This is a genomic window from Neisseria sp. CP9, assembly GCF_047758525.1.
In the GTDB taxonomy this organism is placed as follows: domain Bacteria; phylum Pseudomonadota; class Gammaproteobacteria; order Burkholderiales; family Neisseriaceae; genus Neisseria.
This window is the reverse complement of the sequence record NZ_CP180502.1, coordinates 1,782,719-1,805,103: the sequence shown is the minus strand read 5'-3', so window position 1 is coordinate 1,805,103 and position 22,385 is coordinate 1,782,719. Positions and strand designations below refer to the sequence as shown.

At 54.1% G+C, this 22,385-nt stretch carries 21 protein-coding genes and 1 pseudogene; 17 read left to right on the top strand and 5 right to left on the bottom strand.

All coding sequences use genetic code 11. From position 1 onward, the window contains the following. The first annotated feature begins 116 nt into the window (after positions 1-116). The gene (locus ACMYUL_RS08645) at positions 117-548 is read left to right on the top strand and encodes a glycine zipper domain-containing protein (protein ID WP_415769997.1); all 432 of its coding nucleotides are present in this window, start codon (positions 117-119) and stop codon (positions 546-548) included. Positions 549-662: 114 nt separating this feature from the next. On the opposite strand, the pseudogene ACMYUL_RS08640 reads toward ACMYUL_RS08645, so the two are convergent. After that, positions 663-805: pseudogene (locus tag ACMYUL_RS08640) on the bottom strand (IS30 family transposase); the annotation flags it as partial. A 244-nt stretch (positions 806-1,049) separates the two neighbouring features. Between ACMYUL_RS08640 and ACMYUL_RS08635 the strand changes: the two are divergent. The 9 genes from ACMYUL_RS08635 to ACMYUL_RS08595 all read left to right on the top strand — a co-directional run bounded on the left by ACMYUL_RS08635 (position 1,050) and on the right by ACMYUL_RS08595 (position 9,015). Continuing rightward, positions 1,050-2,312, top strand: coding sequence for a putative DNA modification/repair radical SAM protein (locus ACMYUL_RS08635; RefSeq protein WP_415769995.1), 1,263 nt, complete (start codon positions 1,050-1,052; stop codon positions 2,310-2,312). A 19-nt stretch (positions 2,313-2,331) separates the two neighbouring features. Next, on the top strand, positions 2,332-3,102 hold the full coding sequence (locus ACMYUL_RS08630; RefSeq protein WP_415769993.1) for a TIGR03915 family putative DNA repair protein: 771 nt from the start codon (positions 2,332-2,334) through the stop codon (positions 3,100-3,102). A gap of 236 nt (positions 3,103-3,338) precedes the next feature. Further along, positions 3,339-3,842 (top strand): D-glycero-beta-D-manno-heptose 1-phosphate adenylyltransferase, encoded by a 504-nt coding sequence (rfaE2, locus tag ACMYUL_RS08625; protein ID WP_415769991.1) that lies wholly within the window; start codon positions 3,339-3,341, stop codon positions 3,840-3,842. Further along, entirely contained in the window at positions 3,839-5,638 is a 1,800-nt protein-coding gene (locus ACMYUL_RS08620; protein ID WP_415769989.1) for a bifunctional biotin--[acetyl-CoA-carboxylase] ligase/type III pantothenate kinase, read from the top strand. The genes rfaE2 and ACMYUL_RS08620 overlap by 4 nt, the downstream gene beginning before the upstream one ends. Before the next feature lie 182 nt (positions 5,639-5,820). Further along, complete coding sequence (locus ACMYUL_RS08615; protein WP_415769987.1) at positions 5,821-6,708, top strand: cell division protein; 888 nt, start codon at positions 5,821-5,823, stop codon at positions 6,706-6,708. A gap of 241 nt (positions 6,709-6,949) precedes the next feature. Beyond that, on the top strand, positions 6,950-7,447 hold the full coding sequence (locus ACMYUL_RS08610; protein WP_415769985.1) for a sel1 repeat family protein: 498 nt from the start codon (positions 6,950-6,952) through the stop codon (positions 7,445-7,447). An 89-nt stretch (positions 7,448-7,536) separates the two neighbouring features. Next, the gene (locus tag ACMYUL_RS08605; RefSeq protein ID WP_002221492.1) at positions 7,537-7,770 is read left to right on the top strand and encodes an RNA-binding S4 domain-containing protein; all 234 of its coding nucleotides are present in this window, start codon (positions 7,537-7,539) and stop codon (positions 7,768-7,770) included. Then, positions 7,748-7,966 carry a hypothetical protein gene (locus ACMYUL_RS08600; RefSeq protein ID WP_009311034.1) on the top strand — a complete coding sequence of 73 codons (219 nt, stop codon included), beginning with the start codon at positions 7,748-7,750 and terminating at the stop codon, positions 7,964-7,966. The genes ACMYUL_RS08605 and ACMYUL_RS08600 overlap by 23 nt, the downstream gene beginning before the upstream one ends. Positions 7,967-8,178: 212 nt before the next feature. Then, positions 8,179-9,015 carry a PHP domain-containing protein gene (locus ACMYUL_RS08595; protein ID WP_342031078.1) on the top strand — a complete coding sequence of 279 codons (837 nt, stop codon included), beginning with the start codon at positions 8,179-8,181 and terminating at the stop codon, positions 9,013-9,015. Between the two features lie 200 nt (positions 9,016-9,215). Here the strand turns inward: ACMYUL_RS08595 and ACMYUL_RS08590 are convergent, their stop codons facing one another. Further along, a complete protein-coding gene (locus ACMYUL_RS08590; RefSeq protein ID WP_415769981.1) occupies positions 9,216-10,790 on the bottom strand; it encodes an inorganic phosphate transporter in 1,575 nt (524 codons plus the stop codon). Positions 10,791-10,949: 159 nt separating this feature from the next. Here ACMYUL_RS08590 and ACMYUL_RS08585 point away from each other — a divergent pair, with 159 nt between their 5' ends. After that, positions 10,950-12,050, top strand: a complete 1,101-nt coding sequence (locus tag ACMYUL_RS08585; protein ID WP_415769979.1) for an anhydro-N-acetylmuramic acid kinase — start codon at positions 10,950-10,952, stop codon at positions 12,048-12,050. A 319-nt stretch (positions 12,051-12,369) separates the two neighbouring features. On the opposite strand, the gene ACMYUL_RS08580 is transcribed toward ACMYUL_RS08585, so the two are convergent. Next, complete coding sequence (locus ACMYUL_RS08580) at positions 12,370-13,170, bottom strand: factor H-binding protein (protein ID WP_415769977.1); 801 nt, start codon at positions 13,168-13,170, stop codon at positions 12,370-12,372. A 365-nt stretch (positions 13,171-13,535) separates the two neighbouring features. On the opposite strand from ACMYUL_RS08580, the gene dnaE reads away from it, so the two are divergent. Beyond that, entirely contained in the window at positions 13,536-16,970 is a 3,435-nt protein-coding gene (gene dnaE / locus ACMYUL_RS08575) for a DNA polymerase III subunit alpha (protein ID WP_415769975.1), read from the top strand. A 176-nt stretch (positions 16,971-17,146) separates the two neighbouring features. Further along, entirely contained in the window at positions 17,147-17,692 is a 546-nt protein-coding gene (locus tag ACMYUL_RS08570) for a hypothetical protein (protein ID WP_003756533.1), read from the top strand. 218 nt (positions 17,693-17,910) lie between these two features. Here the strand turns inward: ACMYUL_RS08570 and ACMYUL_RS08565 are convergent, their stop codons facing one another. Next, a complete protein-coding gene (locus tag ACMYUL_RS08565; protein ID WP_415769972.1) occupies positions 17,911-18,621 on the bottom strand; it encodes an SAM-dependent methyltransferase in 711 nt (236 codons plus the stop codon). 59 nt (positions 18,622-18,680) lie between these two features. Further along, positions 18,681-19,271 (bottom strand): nucleoside triphosphate pyrophosphatase, encoded by a 591-nt coding sequence (locus ACMYUL_RS08560; protein ID WP_342031085.1) that lies wholly within the window; start codon positions 19,269-19,271, stop codon positions 18,681-18,683. Between the two features lie 54 nt (positions 19,272-19,325). On the opposite strand from ACMYUL_RS08560, the gene ACMYUL_RS08555 reads away from it, so the two are divergent. The 4 genes from ACMYUL_RS08555 (at position 19,326) to plsX (ending at position 22,091) form a co-directional block, all read left to right on the top strand. Next, positions 19,326-19,826 carry a YceD family protein gene (locus ACMYUL_RS08555; RefSeq protein WP_342031086.1) on the top strand — a complete coding sequence of 167 codons (501 nt, stop codon included), beginning with the start codon at positions 19,326-19,328 and terminating at the stop codon, positions 19,824-19,826. Positions 19,827-19,860: 34 nt separating this feature from the next. After that, the gene (gene rpmF / locus ACMYUL_RS08550) at positions 19,861-20,040 is read left to right on the top strand and encodes a 50S ribosomal protein L32 (protein WP_003744026.1); all 180 of its coding nucleotides are present in this window, start codon (positions 19,861-19,863) and stop codon (positions 20,038-20,040) included. Positions 20,041-20,199: 159 nt separating this feature from the next. Further along, the gene (locus tag ACMYUL_RS08545; protein ID WP_415769969.1) at positions 20,200-20,727 is read left to right on the top strand and encodes a phosphoribosyltransferase; all 528 of its coding nucleotides are present in this window, start codon (positions 20,200-20,202) and stop codon (positions 20,725-20,727) included. 290 nt (positions 20,728-21,017) lie between these two features. After that, complete coding sequence (gene plsX, locus ACMYUL_RS08540) at positions 21,018-22,091, top strand: phosphate acyltransferase PlsX (RefSeq protein WP_415769967.1); 1,074 nt, start codon at positions 21,018-21,020, stop codon at positions 22,089-22,091. Positions 22,092-22,385 lie beyond the last annotated feature (294 nt).

Genomic DNA, 22,385 nt, shown 5'->3' with positions numbered 1-22,385 from the left:
TCGCAAGAGGTCTATTTGTTTACGCTAATTTTCCACAGGCGGGCGAAGGTAAACAAAGGGCTGATTATAATGAAAATAACTCCGGCATCTGCCGTGTTTCACGAAAGGAAGAAACAATGACCATGAAACCACTTATGGCGGTATTGCTCGCCGCCAGCCTCAGCCTCCCCGCCATCCACGCGGAAGCGCGAGGCACGGCAAACCAGAAAAAAGCCACCCTCGCCGGCGCAGCGGCAGGCGCAGCCTTGGGCGGTCTGCTGGGCAACGACGGACAAAGCGCAATCATCGGCGCAGTGGCAGGTGGTTTGGCAGGCAACGCCTATGCCTACCACAACAAAAAAATGAACCAAAAAGATGAAGACATCGCCTTGCGCGACCGCCGTTACCGCGATTCCCGCTACTATGACTACGACTATGACCGCTACGGTTACGACTACGGCGATTCGTACTACCGCGATACGCACTACAAAAAGAAATACAAACACAAACATCATCGCAAACACTACCGCGACTGGGACGATGATTACTATGATTACGACGACGATTAATCCCTTCGTCTGAATAGTTGAACCAAAGGTCGTCTGAAATCCTGAAACAAGGTTAAAACACCTTCCAATCTTGGGTATGCCCAAGCCGTTTTCAGACGACCTTAGATTCTAATTTCAAGTACAACAAACACTTGGCGTTTCATAGCCAAGTGTTTTTTTCTTGGTCGGCAGTTCACCTCATCTTGAACCCTGCGTCTCTCCCAATCACTCATCTTTCGGAAATCGGTTTGTTTAGGGAAGCATTGCCGGATGATTCCCTATGTACATTTTTGTGTAGCTTATAGCAGTCTTTCTTGCAGAAAACGGTCGTATGCTATCGCATACTGGTCTTTTCTATTAGGGAAAGTTCCACTTCAAATCCAAATTCAAATCCAAATCCAAATCCGCTAGGCATCATACCTGTCTGAATCACTCCTCACGAACTAAGAAAAAATTTAGATGACTAAATAAAATCTAACAATTATAATAAAAAATATTATTCCACTTAATAAAAGTTCAGCTATGGATTATCAAAAAATCAGCCGAAAACTCGAAATTTTAGCCGATGCCGCCAAATATGATGTTTCCTGCTCGTCGAGCGGCGGTTCGCGCGGCAACGGCGGGCAAGGCTTGGGCAACTCTTCGCGTGCGGGCATCTGCCACAGTTTCACTGAAGACGGCCGCTGTGTATCGCTGCTGAAAATCCTGCTGACCAACCATTGCATCTACGACTGCGCTTATTGCGCTTCCCGCCGCAGCAACGACATCCTGCGCGCGGCGTTTACGGTCGATGAAGTGGTGGATTTGACCATGAGCTTTTACCGCCGCAACTATATCGAAGGGCTGTTTTTGAGTTCCGGTATCTTTAAAAATGCCGATTACACCATGGAACGCTTGGTGCGGATTGCCAAAAAATTGCGCGAAGAACACGGATTCCACGGCTACATCCACCTCAAAACGATTCCCAAAGCGTCTGCCGAAATCCTTCATGAAGCCGGGCTGTATGCTGACCGCCTCAGCGTCAACATGGAAATCCCCACCGTTTCCGGCCTCAAGCTGCTCGCGCCCGAAAAAAAACACAGCGATATGACGCAACCGATGGCGTTTGTCCGTAACGAAATCGTTTCCTTTGCCGACAGCCGCAAAACCATCAAATCCACGCCCAAGTTCGCCCCTGCCGGGCAAAGCACGCAGTTTATTATCGGCGCGGCAGGCGAAACTGACCGCCAAATCATCCGCGCTGCCGGCGGGTTTTACCGCCATTACGGTCTCAAACGCGTGTATTACTCGGGCTATGTACCGGTATTGGAAGACAAACGCCTGCCGCCTTTATCGACGCAAGTGCCGCTGCGGCGGGAAAACCGGCTCTATCAGGCAGATTGGCTGATGCGTTTTTACGGCTTTTCCGATCATGAAATCTTAGACGAACAGCAACCTTTTCTCGACTTGGATTTCGATCCCAAGCTCGCTTGGGCGCTGCGCCACCGCGAATGGTTTCCCGTGCCGCTGCAACACGCGCCGCTTGAAATCATTTTGCGCGTGCCCGGCATCGGCGTAAAGTCCGCCCGCAAAATCGTGCAAGCCCGTCGCTTCCGCATGATCACCATGGCACAACTGAGAAAAATGGGCGTGGCACTAAACCGCGCACGCTATTTCATCACCCTGCCCGAACCCAACCGCTACGCCGACCTAATCGACAGCCCGCAACTGCGAAGCCTGCTTTTACAAAACACACGCTCCAAATTCAGCCAAAGCGATGCCGTGCAAAGCGATCTGTTCGGCTGATAATGAAAAGGTCAACATTATGCAAATCACTTTGCACTACGACGGCAGCTTCGACGGTCTGTTGAGCACCGTGTTTCATGTTTACGCCTGCAAATACGCTCCTGAAGACGTGCATATTACCCATGATGCGCAGGATACGGATTTATTCAGCCGCAGCGAAACCGTTACCACCTCCCCCGAACGCGCCCAGCGCGTTTTCAAACGGCTCGAACAACAAATCGGGCGCAGCGGTATGGTCAAACTGCTGTATGGTTTTTTAATCGCCCTGCCTGAGATGCCCGACACTTTTCTGCGCATTGTCAACCTGATGCTTGCCCGCCCGATGCGCAAAAACGTGCTCTGCGATTACGGTCTTTACGATGTGATGCAATGGGTGCAATGGGTGAAAACCGTCGGACATGAAAAACACCGGATGGAAGCGTTTGTCCGTTTTGAAGAGCTGTCAGACGGTCTGTATCTCGCGCGTATCGAACCTCAATACGACGTGTTGCCTTTGATTACACGCCATTTCCGCAACCGTTATCCGCAACAGCAATGGGCGATATTCGATATGCAGCGCCATTACGGCATCTTAAGCGACCCAAACGGCCTGCACGCAATCAACGGGCTTGAAGCCGACCGCATCCAAACATCGTATGCCCCAAACGAACGCAGTTACCAAGCCCTTTGGCAGGACTATTTCAACAGCAGCAATATTCCATCCCGACGCAATCCCAGGTTGCACCGCCAACAAATGCCGCAACGCTATTGGAAATACCTTACTGAAAAACAACCTGCTGTTTTCGATTAAAAATACCTGTCTGAAAACAGGTTCGGACAGTTCAAGACCTTTGCAAAATTCCCACACGGACATTTAGGGGATTTTGGGAATTTTGCAAAGGTCTCAGCCTATTCATTACCTAAAAGTCGCAATTTTGTCCAAATCCGCCTTTTCAGACGACCCCTTACTCTTTCCCTCAAATTTACCTTTTCCGCCCGCTTCGGTATCATACCGCCTGTCTGTTTATCCCCAACGGAATCCCGATTATGTCTGACTGGTCCCTCCCCGATTTCGAACGCAAAATCTGCCCGCCCGAAGAATTGGCGCAGCGTTTGCACGAGCTTCCCCGCCCGCTGGTGTTTACTAACGGCTGTTTCGATATTCTGCACAGGGGGCATGTTACCTATCTGGCGCAGGCTCGGTCGGCGGGGGCGGCGTTGGTGCTGGCTTTGAACACGGATGCGTCCGTGCGCCGTTTGGGCAAGGGCGACGACCGCCCCGTCAACCCGCTGGAAAACCGCGCAACGGTGGCGGCGGCATTGGCGAGCGTGGATTTGGTTACTTGGTTCGACGAAGACACGCCCGCCGAGTTGATCGAGCAAATCAAACCCGACATCCTGATTAAGGGCGGCGACTGGCCAGTCGAAAAAATCGTCGGTGCGCAAGAAACGCTGGCGCGCGGCGGCAAAGTGTTTTCCATTCCGTTCCTGCACCAGACTTCCACCACGAAAACACTGGAAAAAATCCGAGCAGCCGAGGGCGGCAAATGACCGCGCCGAAACTGCCGCACAGTCGGGTTTTGGCGGAGCTTGCCGACGGTCTGCCGCAACACGTTTCCCATCTGGCGCGTATCGCAGGCGTGAAGCCGCACCAGCTCAACGGCTTTTGGCAACAGATGCCCGCACACATCCGCGGACTGCTGCGCCAGCACGACGGGCAATGGCGGCTCGTGCGCCCGCTTGCCTTGTTTGACGAAGAAGCGTTGCAGCGTTTGGGCGCGGAACGCGGTTTTCAGACGACCTTAAAACACGAATGCACGTCCAGCAACGACGAAATCCTGAATCTGGCGCGTATTTCTCCCGAACAAGCCCATAAATCGCTCTGCGTCGCGCATCTGCAAACCAAAGGCCGCGGACGGCAGGGACGCAAGTGGACACACCGGCTGGGCGAATGCCTGATGTTCAGCTTCGGCTGGGTATTCGGCAAACCGCAGCACGAACTCGGCTCGCTCGCCCCCGCCGTCGCGCTCGCCTGCCGCCGTGCCTTGGCAGCATCGGGTTTGGACATACAAATCAAGTGGCCGAACGATTTGGTCGCCGGCAGGGACAAACTCGGCGGTATCCTAATCGAAACCGTCCGAAACGAGGGCAAAACCGCCGCCGTCATCGGCATAGGCATCAATTTCGTCCTGCCCAAAGAAGTTGAAAACGCCGCCTCCGTCCAAGCCCTTTTTCACAACGCGCAGCTTGCCCGCGGCACCGCCTCCGTACACTGCATTCCCGCTTCAACGCTGTTGGACAAATTGTTGGGCGAACTCAATGCCGTGCTGACGCAATACGCGCAAAATGGGTTCGCCCCCTTCCTCGAAGAATACCAAACCGCCCACCGCGACCACGGCAGACCTGTCCTGCTCCTGCGTGACGGGCAAACCGTAAGCGAAGGCACCGTACTCAGCGTGGATGCGCAAGGCGCGTTGCACCTGATAACAGCCACAGGCGAACAAACCGTCGTCAGCGGCGAAATCAGCCTGCGCCCCGACGACACGCCCAAAGCCGCAACGCCGCGTGCGCCCGAACGCCTCCTCCTGCTCGACGGCGGCAACAGCCAGCTCAAATGGGCATGGGTGGAAAACGGCGTATTCAACGAAGTTACCCGCGCGCCGTACCGCGACTTGGGCAGGCTCGGCGAAGAATGGGCAGCGCGTTCAGACGACCGCACCCGCATCGTGGGCTGCGCCGTGTGCGGAGACCTCAAAAAAGCCCTGGTCGAAGCCCACCTGACCGCGCCCGTCCGCTGGCTGCCCTCCATGCCGCAGGCGCTCGGCATCCGCAACCACTACCGCAACCCCGCCGAACACGGCTCCGACCGCTGGTTCAACGCCTTGGGCAGCCGCCGTTTCAGCCAAAACGCCTGCGTTGTCGTCAGCTGCGGCACCGCCGTAACCACCGACGCACTCACCGAAGACAACCATTACCTCGGCGGCACCATCATGCCCGGCTTCCACCTCATGAAAGAAGCCCTCGCCGCCAAAACCGCCAACCTCGACCGCCCCGCCGGAAAAGTGTACCCCTTCCCCACCACCACGCCCAACGCCATCACCAGCGGCATGATGGATGCCGTTTGCGGCGCCGTCATCATGATGCACGGGCGGCTGCAACAAAAAACGGGCGAAGGCAAACCCGTTGACGTCATCATCACCGGCGGCGGCGCAAGCAAAGTCGTCAACGCCCTGCCCAAGCAGTTTGTTTTGGACAATACAGTAAAAATTGTAGATAATCTCGTCATTTACGGCTTATTGAACTGGGTCGCGCAAGAGCATGAACAGCCTGATAAATTGCCCGAATAAGCAGCAATGCCGTAGCGCAGATTCAAAGAGGTCGTCTGAAACGCAACACCGCTTTTCAGACGACCTTCAGACGCAGCAAACTTCAGCCGATTGGCTTTGACGCCGATCCGCCACAACCAATAACAACACAAAACCGCCCGCACACCGAAACGGCAACCAAACACAAAAAAGGAAAACAACTCATGAAATGGCTTTTCGCCGCCCTCGTGGCACTCAACATCATCGTCTTCGGCGGCATGATTACGCACCGCCTCAACAACGCCAAATCCCCCAACGCCGCACCCGTAGAAGGCGGTGCCCACGAACTCGCCCAACCCGAATCCCTGCGCCCGCAGCAAGCCCCCGCGCCTGCCGACAACGCGCAACCCGACTGGCTGCAAACCGACGAAACACAAGCCGACCTGCCCGAGCCCGAATCCGAAGAAGCCATAGCCGAACGCAAGAAAAAAGAAGAAGAGGAACAGGTGCGCCGCGAAAAAGAAAAAAAAGAACGTGAAGAAAAAGCCCGCCGCGAAAAAGAAAAAGCCGCCGCCGAAAACACCAATCCGGCTGCTGCCGCCAACGAAAATCCCGCCGCCAAAAACGCATCCGCCGCCCGCCAATGTACGTCTAACGCCAGCGTTACCCTGGACGAAGACGACTACCACCGCATCAAAGGCCTGCTGACCCGTTGGCCGCACGCCGCCAGCCGCACCGTTGAAAAACGCGGCGCAGCAAAAGACCAAGCCGCCAAAACCTTCCGCGTCCTGCTGCCCGCCGACAGCGAAGCCATGAACCGCCTCGAAGCACTCGGCAACAAAGGCTTCAACGGCACGCTTTACAACGGCGAAATCAGCCTCGGCGTCATGAAAAGCCGCTCCTCCGCCCAAGTCCTCATCTCGCGCCTGTCCGCAGCAGGCTTCGGCGGCGCGCGCATCGTCGAACAAGACGACAAAGGCAACGCCGCTGACAGCACCCTCAGCGTCTCCCGCATGACCATTATCTTCATGTCGGTCGATGAAAAAGACGCACAGGAAATCCGCAACATCGTCGGACGCTACGGCAGCCTGAACATGAAAACCTGCAAATAAAACCCAAAGGTCGTCTGAAAGTTTTCAGACGACCTTTTGCAAAGATGCAACAGATTAGGCGGCAGTCAAACCCTTTTTGAACATCTGAATAGATTGACACCGATATCGCCTTCACGTTGTATAGTGGATTAAATTTAAACCAGTACGGCGTTGCGTTGCCTCGCCTTGCCGTACTGGTTTAAATTTAATCCACTATAAACCACTGACAAACCCTTATCCGCACAAAGCTTCTTGAGAAACCATGAAACCCGCCAAAACCTCCCTGCTGTTTGCCCTTCTGCTCGGACTGCTGCCGGCAGCATACGCCGAAGACTATGACGACGAAGCCTATCAAAAGCTAATCACACAATGCACCCACAACCAGCTCGACAGTTGCGTCACTCTCGGCATTTGGACCCGCGACTATCTGGAAAGTCCCACCGATGCCTACCTGCCGCTGAAGAAAGCCTGCGACGGCAAAAACATGAAGGGCTGCAACGTATTGGCAAACCTCTATTTAGACCCATACAGCGGACTGGGCATGGACTACCCCAAAGCCCTCGAACTCTACCGCAAAGCCTGCAAAGGCGGCTATGACAACGCCTGCCGCAACGCCAAAGAAACCGAAGAGGAAATGCGTAATCAAACGGCAGAAGACCGTGCAGCCAAACGCCAAGAACGGCTGGAGGCACTGCAACGTTCCTGCATGGGCGAAAACGATGCCGCCTGCAGAGCCTTGCAACGCGAATTGCAACGCTGATGCCGAAGCCTTTGTCCGTCTGAAACGGCTTTCAGACGACCTATGCTACAATTTCACACATTCAAACCTTCCCCATCACAGGAAACCTCATGGAAGCCACCGTCTACCTCGAAGACAACGAATACATCGCCCTGTGCGACCTGTTAAAACTCGCCGGACTTGCCGAAAGCGGCGGACAGGCGAAAGCGTTTATCGCCGAAGGACTGGTGTTGCGCAACGGCGAAACCGAAACCCGCAAAACCGCCAAAATACGCGGCGGCGAAGTCATCGAGTTTGACGGCGCGCGCTTGGAAATCGCCGATGGATACGACCCTGAAGAATAAAGCCGAAGCCCTCTTGGGCGAGCCGCTTCTAGACGAACCCGTCCGCCCCGAGTCGTGGGAATGCTGCGGCAGCGATTGCGGCGATGCCTGCATCCAGACAATTTATTGGTCGGATAAAGCCCGCTACGACGCACAACAGCGGAAATTGAAAGAAGCGGGTTGGTCGGACGACGAAGAGAACGGAAAGGTCGTCTGAAAACGGTTCGGCTGGATGGCAACCGCGTTTTCAGACGACCTTTTACTTTTCAAAAGCCGTAGGTTGGATACTTGTATCCGACAAAGTTTTAATATGCGCAATTTGAAATATCGGATTCAATAATCCGAGCTACTGATTTTCAGACGACCTTTGTCAGATTCTGTTTTCAACATGACCGCCCCACCCTTCATTCACCACACACATAACGCCCCATGATAGACCTGCACTGCCATTCCACCGTTTCCGACGGTATGCTCTCCCCCGCCGAAGTCGTGCGCCTCGCGCATCAAAACGGCTGCACGCTGCTGGCGCTGACCGACCACGACCACACCGGTGGCATCGCCGAAGCGCGCGCCGAAGCCGACAAGCTCAGGCTGCGTTTCGTCAACGGCGTGGAAATCTCCGTAACTTGGCGCGGGCGCACCATACACGTTGTCGGTTTGGATTTCGACGAACAGGACGAAAACCTGCAAAACCTGTTGGCACAAGTACGGCAAGGTCGTCTGAAACGCCTTGAAGCCATCGCTGCCAAGCTCGAAAAGAAAGGCATCGGCGGCGCATACGACGGCGCGCTCGCGCTGGCGGCAAACAAAGAAATGGTCAGCCGCACCCACATCGCCGAGTTCCTCATCCAAGCGGGACACGTCAAAAACAAGCAGCAGGCGTTCACCAAATACTTGGGCGACGGCAAATCCTGCGCCGTCCGGCACGAATGGACGACGCTGGAAGACTGCGTCTCCGCCGTCAACGGCGCGGGCGGCATGGCAGTCATCGCCCACCCCATGCGCTACGATTTATCCGCCACCGCCAAGCGCAATCTGTTTGAAGAATTTAAAAACCTCGGCGGCGTAGGCATCGAAGTCCACAGCGGCAACTGCTGCAAAAACGACCGCCTCAACTACGCGCTTTTGGCAGAACGCTTCGGTATGCTCGCCAGCGCGGGCAGCGATTTCCACCGCTTAAACGACTTCAGCGGCGGCATCCTCGGCGCGTGTCCCGAACTGCCGGACAACTGCAAACCGGTTTGGGAACATTTCAAAAAGGTTTGAGCCGACAAACTTCAAGAAAATATCTAAAAATTGCGTCCCATCATCCTTCTTGCTGCTCAAGTGGCAACGTCCTACGTTCCAAACCCATTCACAACCAAGCATCTTATCTTACCTCTCTTTTATCTTGATTTCGCCATAAAAAAGGTCGTCTGAAAGCGGAAACAGTGCTTTCAGACGACCTTTTGTGTAGCAATCCGATATTAGAACAGGGCTTGCAGAATCAAGTAGCAGGTCACGGACAGGATGGCAGCGGCAGGCAGGGTAATGACCCATGCCAAGCCGATGGGTTTCATCAGCTTCCAGTTGGCGTTGCGGTTGACCAAACCGATGCCAAGTACCGCGCCGACCAAAATATGGGTACTGGATACGGGCAGCCCCATAAAGGAGGCGGCCATCACGACGGCGGCGGCGGAGAGTTCGGCGGTAAAGCCCGAAGCGGGGTGCATTTCCGCCAAGCTGCTGCCGACGGTTTTAATCACTTCTTTGCCGACAAACCACAAGCCGACAATCAAGGCGATACCGAATGTCAGCATGGCAATCGGCGGAACGGCGTTTTGGGAGGTAATGCTGTTGGTGCGCAATGCGTCCATGATGGCGGCAAACGGGCCGATGGCGTTGGCAATATCGTTCGCGCCGTGGCTGAAGGCGAAGCCGCAGGCGGTAAATACCTGCATCCATGAGAACATTTGAAAGGTGGATTTATCCAAATCTTTGCGCTTCAGGCTTTTGGCGAATACGAACGTACCCATCCACACTGCCGCGCCGATCATGAAGATGGTCAGGAAGCTGTTGACATTACTCATGCCTAAGTGAAGGTTGTTCAACCCTTTGAAAATCAGCATGGCGGCAATCATCATCCCACCGAAAGAGGCGATAAAGGGAACCCAAGAATGAAGGGCTTTATAGGAGTCGACGTTGTTTTTGCGGTTGTCCAAATCGTACAGGCCGCGGTAGTAGTCGCTTTTCAGATCGGCGGGATCAAAATCCGGCTCGTCGTAGATTTGCGCGTCGTGCGCCATTTTGGTGGCGTATTCGACTTTTTCGATTTCGCTCAAGGCTTCAAAAAACAGGCGGTGCTGTTCTTTGTAAGCCTTTTTTTCTTGTTTGATGCCCTTGAGCGTGCCTTCCGCCCAAGCGTTGTAATCCAAGACGTTTTTCTTGACTCGTGAAAACAATAAATAGGAAACCGTACCGCCCAAGACGGGAGACAAGACCCAAGACAAGGCGATTTCGCCCAATTTGCTCCATTGAATCAGCTCGCCCGCATTCATATTGTTCATCACCGCCATACACACCGCGCTACCGACAATACCGCCGATAATGGCATGTGTAGTGGAAACAGGCAGACCTTTGCGCGAGGCAAACAAGAGCCACAATGCCGCCGCGAGCAGCGCAGACATCATGATAAAGACAAACTGCATGGGCTGGAGGTCGATGCCGTTCAGATCCACAATGCCTTTGCGTATGGTATCGGTCACTTCGCCGCCCGCAATCACCGCGCCGCTGACTTCAAACACCGCCGCAATCAGCAAAGCTTGGGGAATCGTCAGCGTACCGGAGCCGACGCTGGTACCGAAAGAATTGGCGATATCGTTACCGCCCACGTTAAACGCCATGAAAACGCCGAACATGGTAGCGATAATGAACAAGATAGAATGGTTGTAATGGGTATAGCCCAAGCCCCAGTAAATAAAATAGCCGACCATGCCCACCAGCATAGCGGCAAAGACAGCGTTAATCAGCTTCAAGTTGGCACTCATCTGAGTTTGAGCCATAGGATCAGCTTCCTTAAGAATTGCGGATGTGTTTCGGACTATTGTAACCTTTTTGCAATCTTTCTTGAAACATTTATTTACCTGCGCCGCGCCAAATACCTGACAAATCGCAAAACCGCGTTAAAATGTTCTTTTACGGCCTAATACGAACCACAACCCATGAATACCCAACTTTATATCGGCATCATGTCCGGCACCAGCATGGACGGTGCAGATGCCGTGCTTATCCGTATGCAGGGCAATCAATGGCAGGGCGCGCTGGCTCATGCCTTTACCCCGTATTCAGACGACCTCCGTCAGGAGCTTCTGAACCTTCAAAATATCGGCGACAACGAATTGCACCGCAGCAATATCCTATCCCAGAACCTCAGCCGCCTTTACGCGCAAACCGTCCACACCCTCCTCTCAGAACAAAACCTGCCCGCCGAAGCCGTTACCGCCATCGGCTGCCACGGGCAAACCGTCCGCCACGCCCCCGAACACGGTTATAGCATCCAGCTTGCCGACCTTCCTCTACTGGCGGAACTGACCGGCATTTTTACCATCGGCGATTTCCGCAGCCGCGATTTGGCTTCGGGCGGACAAGGCGCGCCGCTGGTTCCCGCCTTCCATCAAGCCCTGTTCCAACATCCGCAGGAAACCCGCGTCGTCCTCAATATCGGCGGCATCTCCAACATCAGCGTCTTACCGCCGCAGCAAGCCGCTTTCGGCTTCGATACCGGCCCCGGTAATATGCTGATGGATGCGTGGATGCAGCACAACTGGCAGCAGTCATACGACCGCGACGGACAACGCGCCGCGCAAGGCACTATCCTGCCTGATTTGCTGGACAACCTGCTCGACCACCCCTATTTCAGACGACCCTATCCCAAAAGTACAGGCAGGGAGCTTTTCTCCTTAAACTGGCTTCAAGGTCGTCTGAAAGGCGGTGAAAAGCCCGAAGATGTTTTAAGAACCTTGGTTCGCTACACCGCGCAAACCATCCACACCGCCGTCGACACAGCCGCCCCCGACACGCGCAATCTCTATGTCTGCGGCGGCGGCATCCGCAATCCGGTTTTGATGCAGGATTTGGCGGACCTGTTCTCCCCCGCTGTCGGATTGAACAGCACCGCAGCGCTCCATCTCGATCCGCAATGGGTCGAAGCCGCCGCGTTCGCCTGGCTCGCCGCCTGTTGGATAAACCGAACGCCCAGCAGTCCGCACCATGCGACCGGTGCAGCCAAAGCCTGCATCTTGGGTGCAGGCCACTACGCCTGATATCCGGTTTCAGACGCCCCTTCCAAGACCGCCTGCCATAGCCGGATAATCCATCTGGATCCAAATATCCGCCCCATTAAAAAAGGTCGTCTGAAAAGCAGTAAACTGGGCTTGAAACCTAGTTGAACTGCGTTTTCAGACGACCTTATAGTGGATTAACTTTAAACCAGTACGGCGTTACCTCGCCTTAGCTCAAAGAGAACGATTCTCTAAGGTGCTGAAGCACCAAGTGAATCGGTTCCGTACTATCTGTACTGTCTGCGGCTTCGTCGCCTTGTCCTGATTTTTGTTAATCCACTATATTACACGTCTCTTTCAATTATTCTTTTTTACCGGCAAGTCCGATGTCTTTCTCTTTATCGCCGACTTTCACTTGCGCCTTACCGGCAATCTCTTCAGCCTTGCTGCCGAAAATGTTCAAACGGTAGCTGCCTTTGTCTTCATTATTGAGCGTCGCGCGTCCGTTTATTGCCGAACCTGCCCCTGCTGCGGCAATGTTGGCGGCAGCCAAGTCGACATTGTAATCGGGTGCCATGCCGCTGATTTTGCCCTGACCTTGTTTTTTCTCGAAATCAATGGTGTACGTCAGGCGGCCGCTATTGTCATCACCGTTAAACGCAATGCCGCGGTAGGTATAGCTGCCCAGTTGTGGCAGGTCTTTAAAGGCAACTTCCTTACCTTGCACTTCGCCGACTTTAAATTCATACGCTTGCAAGTCTTTCAGCTTGTTGCCGTCGGTAGGATCGGCTTTCTGCTTGATATATTTGGCAGCGACAACCGAATTGTCTTGCTTGTAAACCATAAAATCGCCGCTTTCCAAATCGATGACCTGTCCGTTGACATTGATTTTGCCGACGTAGTCATAATAGGAAATCTTGTCGCGCTTCAAAAAGGCAGTGTCCAAATTGTCGCCTTTTTTAAGCGTTTGTACCTTATTGTTGGCACTCAACTGCATCGTGCCGTTTTCAGGAACGCTCTCGAAAACGGTAATGTATTTCACGCCCTTAGCCTTAGGATCAAAGCCTTTGCCTATCGCATCGGACAGCGCGGAAGAGGAGCTGCCGCAGGCGGCAAGCGTAGAAACCAAAGATGCGGCAAGAACCAAGCGGACGGCTTTCATAGTTTTCCTTTCGTTTAAAGTTGTTTGATAACATATTCATAATTATAGTATTCATCGTTAGATGACGCATGATTTAAATCAATATTCATCATCACTATTTCACCGTTTTGCCTGCCTTTGCAGTTTATACCGTTGTCTTTTCATTTTTGTGAAGCCGTTTCACAGTCCCGCCCGATTGCCAAACAACCCGACACCATGATGCTGCCGCCATCTGTCTCTACCGTTGAGGTCGTCTGAAAGCCCGTTATCCTCCTTTTGGCGAAACTCACTACGTTCGTTTTAGCGAAACTCGCCGTGCTCGTTTTCAGACGACCTTTTTCCAACCCTGCTACAATACGCCTTTTATTGTTCACGCCGATTTTGCCATGACCGAGCCGACCTACATCCCGCTGCGCCTGCATACCGAGTTTTCGATTACCGACGGTATGGTGCGGATTAAAAAACTGATTGCCAAAGCGCAGGAATACGGTTTGCCTGCTTTGGGCATCAGCGATTTGATGAACGAATTCGGTTTGGTGAAATTCTATAAAGCCTGCCGCAGCGCGGGGATTAAGCCTGTCGGGGCGGCGGACGTGTGGATAGGCAATCCGAATGCGCCCGACAAGCCGTTCCGCGCCATGCTGATTATCCGCAACGATGCGGGCTATCTGCGCTTGAGCGAGCTTTTGACGGCGGCTTATGTCGGCAAAGACCGCAATGTCCATCATGCGGAACTCAATCCCGAATGGCTGGAAAACGGCGACAACAGCGGCTTGATTTGTTTGAGCGGCGCGCATTACGGCGAAGTGGGCGTGAATCTGTTGAACGGCAATGAAGACGCGGCGCGTGCGGCGGCGTTGAAGTATGCGGCGTGGTTTCCCGATGCGTTTTACCTGGAGCTGCAACGCCTGCCCGAACGCCCCGAATGGGAGGCTTGCGTTTCGGGCAGCGTGAAGCTGGCGGAGGAATTGGGTTTGCCGGTGGTGGCGACGCATCCGACGCAGTTTATGAGCCGCGACGATTTCAACGCACACGAGGCGCGGGTGTGTATCGCGGGCGGCTGGGTGCTGACGGACAAGAAACGTCCGCGCGATTTTACGCCGAGCCAGTTTTTCATTCCGCCGGAAACGATGCTGGAGCGTTTCGCCGACTTGCCCGAAGCCTTGGAAAACACAGTGGAAATCGCCAAACGCTGCAATATCCATATCACGCTGGGCAAAAACTTCCTGCCCCTGTTCCCGACGCCCGACGGTCTGTCGCTGGACGATTATCTAGTGAAGCTGTCCAACGAGGGCTTGCAAGAACGCATGGTTCAGCTTTATCCCGACGAGGCGGAGCGGGCGGCGAAAATGCCGGAATATCAGGAGCGGCTGGATTTTGAGTTGAACATCATCATCCAGATGAAATTCCCCGGCTATTTCCTTATCGTACAAGACTTTATCAACTGGGCGAAAACGCACGGCTGTCCGGTCGGGCCGGGACGCGGTTCGGGCGCGGGTTCGTTGGTGGCGTATTCGCTGAAAATTACCGATCTCGACCCGCTGAAATACGCGCTGCTGTTCGAACGTTTCTTGAACCCCGAACGCGTTTCCATGCCCGACTTCGACGTGGACTTTTGCCAAAGCAACCGCGGCCGCGTGATTGAATATGTGCGCGATAAATACGGCGCGCAGGCGGTGAGCCAGATTGTTACCTTCGGCACGATGTCGTCCAAAGCGGTGATCCGCGACGTGGGGCGCGTGCTGGAGCTGCCGTTTACCCTGTGCGACAAACTGTCGAAGCTGATTCCGCTGGAAGCCAACAAACCTTTGGGGTTGGACGATGCGATGAAGGCGGAGCCGCAGATTCAGGAATTGATTGAAGCGGAAGAAGCGGACGAACTGATTACGCTGGCGAAAAAGCTGGAAGACCTGACGCGCGGTCTGGGTATGCACGCGGGCGGCGTGTTGATTGCGCCGGGCAAGATTTCCGATTACAGCCCCGTGTATCAGGCGGACGAATCCGCCTCACCCGTATCCATGTACGACAAGGGCGACGTGGAAGACGTCGGTTTGGTGAAGTTCGACTTTTTGGGCCTGCGCAACCTGACCATTATCGAAATGGCGCAGAACAACATCAAAAACACCACCGGCGATATTGTCGATGTCGGCAAAATCCCGCTCGACGACCAAGCCGCCTACAAAATCTTCCGCGATGCGAACACCACCGCCGTATTCCAGTTCGAGTCGACCGGCATGAAAAAAATGCTGAAAACGGCGCACACCACCAAGTTTGAAGAACTCATCGCCTTCGTATCGCTCTACCGACCCGGCCCGATGGACAACATCCCCGACTTCGTCGCGCGCATGAAGGGGCAGGAATTCCAATACATCCACCCGCTGCTCGAAGGCATCCTCGCGCCGACCTACGGGATTATGGTGTATCAGGAACAAGTGATGCAGGCGGCGCAGATTATAGGTGGCTACTCGCTCGGCGGTGCGGACCTGCTGCGCCGCGCCATGGGTAAGAAAAAGCCCGAAGAAATGGTGAAACACCGCGAAATCTTCGCCGAAGGTGCGGCAAAACAAGGCATTTCACGCGAAAAATCCGACGAAATCTTCAACTACATGGAAAAATTCGCCGGCTACGGTTTCAACAAATCCCACGCCGCCGCCTACGCCCTGATTTCCTATCAGACCGCATGGCTCAAAGCCCACTACCCCGCCGAATTTATGGCGGCAACCATGTCGTCTGAATTGGACAACACCGACCAGCTCAAGCATTTCTACGACGACTGCCGCGCCAACGGCATCGAGTTCCTGCCGCCCGACATCAACGAATCCGACTACCGCTTCACGCCGTATCCGAACATGAAAATCCGCTACGCACTCGGCGCGATTAAAGGTACGGGCGAAGCCGCCGTCGAATCCATCATCGCCGCGCGGCAAAGTGGCGGCAAGTTTACCGGCCTGTTGGACTTCTGCGAGCGCGTCGGCAAAGAACACATGAACCGCCGTACCCTCGAAGCCCTGATACGCGGCGGCGCGTTCGACAGCATCGAACCCAACCGCGCCATGCTCTTGGCAAACATCGACCTCGCCATGAACAATGCCGACCAAAAAGCCGCCAACGCCAATCAGGGCGGACTTTTCGACATGATGGAAGACGCCATCGAACCGGTGCAGCTCATCGACGCGCCCATGTGGAGCGAATCGGAAAAACTCGCCGAAGAAAAAACCGTCATCGGCTTTTACCTGTCCGGCCATCCCTTCGGCCCGTATGCCCAAGAAGTCCGCCAAATCGCCCCGACCAAATTAGGCCGTCTGAAACCGCAAGACAGCGTGCGCCTCGCCGGATTCGTTACCGCCGTGCGCACCATGATGGGCAAACGCGGCAAAATCGCCTTCGTCAGCCTTGAAGATTTGAGCGGGCAGATTGAAATCATGGTTAGCGGCCAGACGCTGGAAAACTGCGCCGACTACCTCAAATCCGACCAAGTGCTGATTATCGAATCCAAAGTCAGCCGCGACGACTACGGCGGCGGCGACGGGCTGCGCATCATGGCAAACCAAGTCATGACCCTGCAAATGGCGCGCGAACGCTACGCCCGCAGCCTCAGCCTCGCCCTCGCCCCCGGCCACGACATCGCACGCCTCGCCGCCATCCTCACTGCCCACCGCCTGCCCGATACGTCGCACATCCCGCTGCAACTGTCGTACAGCAACGGCAAAGCGTCGGGCAGGTTTCAAGTGCCGCCGAAATGGATGGTGACACCAAGCTCCGCGTTATTCGACGAACTGGAAAAACTGCTCGGCAGCAGGGCAGTGCGCGTGAATTGGTAAGGCGCAGAGATCGTCTGAAACAGCGACGGAAAACTGCCGTTTAAACTGCATCGCCATTAAAATACAAAACCAAACCTTTATTTTCAGACGACGTTTGATAAACCATTCAAAGACGTCGTCTGAAAACGCAAAACCGCACCACATTACAATTAAGTCATCACTCACCACACCACATCATGAACACATACTCCGAAGAACCCGACGGCTTCATCCTGTACGACGAAAGGCCCGATCCCTTCGACAACCGCCGCGCCAGCCGTACGCGATTTGCAGCAGTAAACCTGCCCATTTTGCTGGGCATAAGCGCAGTATCCGCACTATTGCTGTGGATTACCCAATCATGCTTGGGTCAATGCGGCATCAACCGGCAGGTCGGCGGCGCAGTGCATGTCTTTGCCATCGCCCTTTACGGCCTGCTGCACTATCAAAGCACCTGGCTGGAAAAGCGCTGCAATGATGCCGGAAAGGGACATTATCCGGCGATATGGATGTTCAGAATCAGCCTCGTACTTGCCGCCATCAGCCTGATATTGCCGGTATTTACATTGCCTATGGTCGCAGGCGGACTGCTTCAATTCGTCTACGGCATGATATTGCCGTCCAACCCGCTGCCCAATCTGATGGGCTACCCCAAAGCCAACTCGACAGCCCTGCAAATCTGCGCGCTCTTAGCGTGTATCACGGCAGTGTTGATGGCTGTCGGATTGCTGCATTGGTTTTAAGTATTCCCAAATATAGTGGATTAACTTTAAACCAGTACGGCGTTGCCTCGCCTTGCCGTACTATCTGTACTGTCTGCGGCTTCGTTGCCTTGTCCTGCTTTATAGTGGATTAAATTTAATCCACTATAAAGCAAAGGTCGTCTGAAAACCTTCTCTACAAGGTTTTCAGACGACCTTTTTCAGTATGGCGGGCTAATCCGACAAACCTCCCTACTTTCCTAACCCGCGTGCAACACAAATATCGTCGGGCGTTTTTTCAAATTCGGCAGCGTTTTCATTTTCCGCCAAGCGGCAACGGTTTGGCTGATGATTTCCTGTGTCGGCAAAGTCAGGTCGGTTGCGGTGCAGAGGCGGGTTTCAGGGTGCAGAGTTTCCAGCGCGTCGGCAAGCAGCGCGTCGTTGCGGTAAGGCGTTTCGATGAAAAGCTGGGTTTCGTTTTGCTGACGCGAACGCTGTTCCAAGCTCTTCAAAGCGGCAATACGCTCACTTTTCTCCGACGGCAGATAGCCTTTGAACGCGAAATTCTGCCCGTTTGCACCCGACGCCATCAGTGCCAGCAACAGGCTGGACGGGCCGACCAGCGGACGGACTTCATAGCCGTGTCGGTGCGCCAATGCCACCAGATTCGCGCCGGGATCGGCAACAGCGGGACACCCCGCTTCGCTGAGGATGCCCATGCTGCGCCCTTCTTGCAGAGGTTTCAAAAGCTCGGGCAGGTTTTTTAAGTCGGTGTGTTCGTTTAAAGTTTGCAGGTTCAGCTCGCGGATGGGCGTCGTGATACCCAAATGTTTCAAATGGCCGCGGGCGGTTTTCTCGGCCTCAACCACGAAATCGGTCAAACCGGTAATCTGCGCCTGTTCGTGCGGCAGCAGGCAGGGCGTATCGGGTGCGCCCAAAGGAGTGGGAATCAGGTAAAGAATCGGGGACATGATGGTGTTTCCTATACGGAAGGTCGTCTGAAACCGTCAAACGGCTGTTTTCAGACGACCTAAATGACTTCTACGCCTTCGTTTTTTAAAAACTCGACCAGTTTGAAGATGGGCAAACCGATAAGCGCGTTCGGGTCGCTACTGTCTATACGCTCCAGCAACGCCGCGCCCAAGCCCTCGCTCTTCGCCGCACCCGCGCAGTAAACCGCGTCCGGTTCGCGCGCCAGATAACGCTCAATCTGCCCGTCTGTCAGCGTGCGCATCACGACCGATGTGTTATCGACATGACGCTGAATACGGCCCGAAGCAGTATTCAAAAGCACGATTGCGCTGTAAAATTCAATCCTTCTGCCGCTCAAATCCCTGAGCATTTGTTGTGCATTTGCGACGTTCATCGGTTTGCCCAACTGGCGGTCATTGCACCACGCCACTTGGTCCGCGCCGATCACCAACGCAGCAGGAAATCGAGCCGCCAGCGAACGCGCCTTCCCTTCCGCCAAACGCAAGGCAGTATCTGCCGCGTTTTCACCCGCAGCAGGCGTTTCATCGAAATCAGGCGCGGCAGTTTGGAAATCAATACCCAAACGCTCAAGCTGCGCGCGGCGGAACACCGAACCCGAACCCAATATCAAAGGCAGTTTTGCACTCATATTTTGCTTAAAAATATTGACGTTAGACTGTCGAAATTATATCATACCCCGTTTATGTCAGACCCTAATTTGATTGACCCAGAAGTTTTCGCCTCCGAAAAGCAGAGCCTGCAAGGCAGCTTCATGCTTGAGGAATTGGACGAACGAGTCCGTTCGCACGATTATCCGGCCGACAAACAGACCAAAGTGTCGTTTACGCTGAACGGCGGACGCGACCGACTGCAGCGTTTGTTTCTCGATTTGAACGTCAAAGCCGATATGCCGCTGATTTGCCAACGATGTATCCGCCCCATGCCGTTTACGCTCGACGAAACCAGCCGCATTGTTTTGTTCGCCAATGAAGAGGACTTGGATGAAGCGATGCTTGCCGACGAAGAGTTGGAAGGCATGCCGATTGAGAAAGAACTCGATGTACGCGGGTTGGTGGAAGACCAAATCCTAATGTCGCTCCCCTTCTCCCCGCGCCACGAAAACTGCGACAATGCCGCGCTGGAACAAGTCAATCAGGACAAACCCAACCCTTTTGCTGTTTTAGCAGGTTTGAAAAGCAGTTAACCAGGACACAGTTTTATTTATCTAGGAGCTTGAAATGGCCGTTCAACAAAACAAAAAATCCCCTTCTAAACGCGGTATGCACCGCTCTCACGACGCTTTGACCGCGCCTTCTCTGTCTGTTGACAGCGTAACCGGCGAAGTACACCGCCCGCACCACATTTCCCCCAACGGTATGTACCGCGGCCGTAAAGTAGTGAAAGCCAAAGGCGAATAATCTTATTCGACTGACTGAAAAAGCCAGAATATTGCCATGCAATGCTGGCTTTTTTACATTACATCCGAACTGCCCGACTTCATGCCTGAATCCATCTCAACACTCGGCACGAAATCCTCACAGTTCAAACTGATACCCCCAATCCAATCGGGAATCGCCATGAAACAGAAAATCTGGTACACCTACGACGACATCCACCGCGTAATCAAAGCGTTGGCGAAAAAAATCCAAAACTCCGGCGTCAAATACGATGCCATGATCGCCATCGGCGGCGGCGGCTTCATCCCCGCCCGTATGCTGCGCTGCTTTCTGGAAATCCCGATTTACGCCGTAACCACCGCCTATTACGACAGCGACAACGAAGGACAGGTAACGGAAGAAGTCAAAAAAGTCCAATGGCTTGACCCCGTCCCTGACGCACTGAAAGGCAAGAACGTACTCGTAGTCGATGAAGTCGACGACAGCCGCGTAACCATGGAATTCTGCCTGACCGAGTTGCAAAAAGAAGATTTCGGCACCGTCGGCGTTGCCGTCCTGCACGAAAAAATCAAAGCCAAAGTCGGCAAAATCCCCGAAGGTATCCCCTACTTCAGCGGCCTTACCGTAGAAGACTGGTGGATCAACTACCCTTGGGACGCGCTCGACATCGACGAGCACAACCGCCTCGCCGCTGAAGGTAAAAAATAAGTCCGCAACGGAGAAGCCCGCCTTCTCCCGAAACGGCAACGGCAAAATCCGTACCATACCGATAAAACGAGATTTCGCCTCTTTTCAGCGCATCTTCATAAAACGTATTAGAATGTGGAACGCAACACTTCAATCCGAAGCACCCGACCACACATACACCCCATTTTCAGACGACCTCCATACCGCATATCATCCAAAGGTCGTCTGAAACCGATTGTGAAGCCGAACAAACCCACAGAGGCAGCCGACACCGCCCCTCTTCCGCTTCACGGCACAAACCGGAGAACAACATGATTACATTGGCCGTAGATGCCATGGGCGGCGACTCAGGTCTCGCAGTTACCGTCCCCGGTGCCCTTGCCTTTTTGAAACAGCAGCAAGACGTACACCTCATTATGGTCGGCGACGAATCCGCCGTCCGCCAAGCCCTCTCCGCAGCCAACGCGCCGATGGAGCGCATTACCGTGCTCCACGCCTCCGAAGTCGTCGGCATGGACGAAGCCCCGCAGCTTGCCCTGAAAAATAAAAAAGACTCCTCCATGCGCATTGCCATCAACCAAGTCAAAGAAGGCAACGCGCAAGCCGCCGTATCCGCCGGCAACACCGGCGCGCTTATGGCGACCGCCCGCTTCGTCCTCAAAACCATTCCCGGCATTGACCGCCCCGCCATCGCCAAATTCCTGCCATCCGACAGCGAACACCTGACCCTTGCACTCGATTTGGGCGCAAATGTCGATTGCACGCCCGAACAGCTCGTACAGTTCGCAATCATCGGCAACGAACTCTTCCAAGCCCTCTACCCGCAAAAAGGCAGCCCGCGCGTCGGACTGCTTAACGTCGGCACCGAAGACATCAAAGGCACGGACACCGTCAAACAAACCTTCAAACTGCTCAAAAGCAGCAAACTGAATTTCATCGGCAACATCGAAAGCAACGGCGTCCTGTACGGCGAAGCCGACGTGATTGTCGCAGACGGCTTTGTCGGCAACATCATGCTCAAAACCATCGAAGGCGCGGTCAAATTCATGAGCGGAGCCATCCGTCAGGAATTCCAACGCAACCTGTTCAACAAAATGGCTGCCGTCGCCGCCCTCCCCGCCCTAAAAGGCTTGAAAAGCAAACTGGATCCGCGCAAATTCAACGGCGCCATTCTGCTCGGCCTGCGCGGTATCGTCATCAAAAGCCACGGCGGCACAGATGATATCGGCTTCAGCTACGCCTTAGAAGAAGCCTACCACGAAGCAAAATCCGCCAGCCTGTCCAAAATCGAACAAGGTGTCGCCGAACAATTCGCCGCATTGGAAGCGATTAAAGCGGAGCAAGCCGCTCAAGAAGAACAGCAAGCCGAAGAAACCAAAGTTTAAGGTCTCTGCGCAAATCCTCTGAACGTGTTTGCCAGATAAATCAAAGGGTCGTCTGAAATCCGTTTTCAGACGACCCTTTGAGTTTGAATCATTCAAAGTCAAACATGTACAGCCAATCAACGTTTAATCAAAGCAATGCAGCCTAGCCTCGTCTAATGCTCCACATGCTTGATAGCCTCAACATTCCCATTCCAACGCTTCAAACCAATCCCAATTTATCCACTTTTATTTCATTTTCTTCTCAACACCACCAACCCCAGCCATTAAATCTTATTATTTTTCATAGCATTAGGC

Bases quoted from the DNA above. Each gene is read 5' to 3' on its own strand.
- ACMYUL_RS08645 (WP_415769997.1), top strand. From the start codon at position 117: ATGACCATGAAACCACTTATGGCGGTATTGCTCGCCGCCAGCCTCAGC.
- ACMYUL_RS08635 (WP_415769995.1), top strand. From the start codon at position 1,050: ATGGATTATCAAAAAATCAGCCGAAAACTCGAAATTTTAGCCGATGCC.
- ACMYUL_RS08630 (WP_415769993.1), top strand. From the start codon at position 2,332: ATGCAAATCACTTTGCACTACGACGGCAGCTTCGACGGTCTGTTGAGC.
- rfaE2 (WP_415769991.1), top strand. From the start codon at position 3,339: ATGTCTGACTGGTCCCTCCCCGATTTCGAACGCAAAATCTGCCCGCCC.
- ACMYUL_RS08620 (WP_415769989.1), top strand. From the start codon at position 3,839: ATGACCGCGCCGAAACTGCCGCACAGTCGGGTTTTGGCGGAGCTTGCC.
- ACMYUL_RS08615 (WP_415769987.1), top strand. From the start codon at position 5,821: ATGAAATGGCTTTTCGCCGCCCTCGTGGCACTCAACATCATCGTCTTC.
- ACMYUL_RS08610 (WP_415769985.1), top strand. From the start codon at position 6,950: ATGAAACCCGCCAAAACCTCCCTGCTGTTTGCCCTTCTGCTCGGACTG.
- ACMYUL_RS08605 (WP_002221492.1), top strand. From the start codon at position 7,537: ATGGAAGCCACCGTCTACCTCGAAGACAACGAATACATCGCCCTGTGC.
- ACMYUL_RS08600 (WP_009311034.1), top strand. From the start codon at position 7,748: ATGGATACGACCCTGAAGAATAAAGCCGAAGCCCTCTTGGGCGAGCCG.
- ACMYUL_RS08595 (WP_342031078.1), top strand. From the start codon at position 8,179: ATGATAGACCTGCACTGCCATTCCACCGTTTCCGACGGTATGCTCTCC.
- ACMYUL_RS08590 (WP_415769981.1), bottom strand. From the start codon at position 10,790: ATGGCTCAAACTCAGATGAGTGCCAACTTGAAGCTGATTAACGCTGTC.
- ACMYUL_RS08585 (WP_415769979.1), top strand. From the start codon at position 10,950: ATGAATACCCAACTTTATATCGGCATCATGTCCGGCACCAGCATGGAC.
- ACMYUL_RS08580 (WP_415769977.1), bottom strand. From the start codon at position 13,170: ATGAAAGCCGTCCGCTTGGTTCTTGCCGCATCTTTGGTTTCTACGCTT.
- dnaE (WP_415769975.1), top strand. From the start codon at position 13,536: ATGACCGAGCCGACCTACATCCCGCTGCGCCTGCATACCGAGTTTTCG.
- ACMYUL_RS08570 (WP_003756533.1), top strand. From the start codon at position 17,147: ATGAACACATACTCCGAAGAACCCGACGGCTTCATCCTGTACGACGAA.
- ACMYUL_RS08565 (WP_415769972.1), bottom strand. From the start codon at position 18,621: ATGTCCCCGATTCTTTACCTGATTCCCACTCCTTTGGGCGCACCCGAT.
- ACMYUL_RS08560 (WP_342031085.1), bottom strand. From the start codon at position 19,271: ATGAGTGCAAAACTGCCTTTGATATTGGGTTCGGGTTCGGTGTTCCGC.
- ACMYUL_RS08555 (WP_342031086.1), top strand. From the start codon at position 19,326: ATGTCAGACCCTAATTTGATTGACCCAGAAGTTTTCGCCTCCGAAAAG.
- rpmF (WP_003744026.1), top strand. From the start codon at position 19,861: ATGGCCGTTCAACAAAACAAAAAATCCCCTTCTAAACGCGGTATGCAC.
- ACMYUL_RS08545 (WP_415769969.1), top strand. From the start codon at position 20,200: ATGAAACAGAAAATCTGGTACACCTACGACGACATCCACCGCGTAATC.
- plsX (WP_415769967.1), top strand. From the start codon at position 21,018: ATGATTACATTGGCCGTAGATGCCATGGGCGGCGACTCAGGTCTCGCA.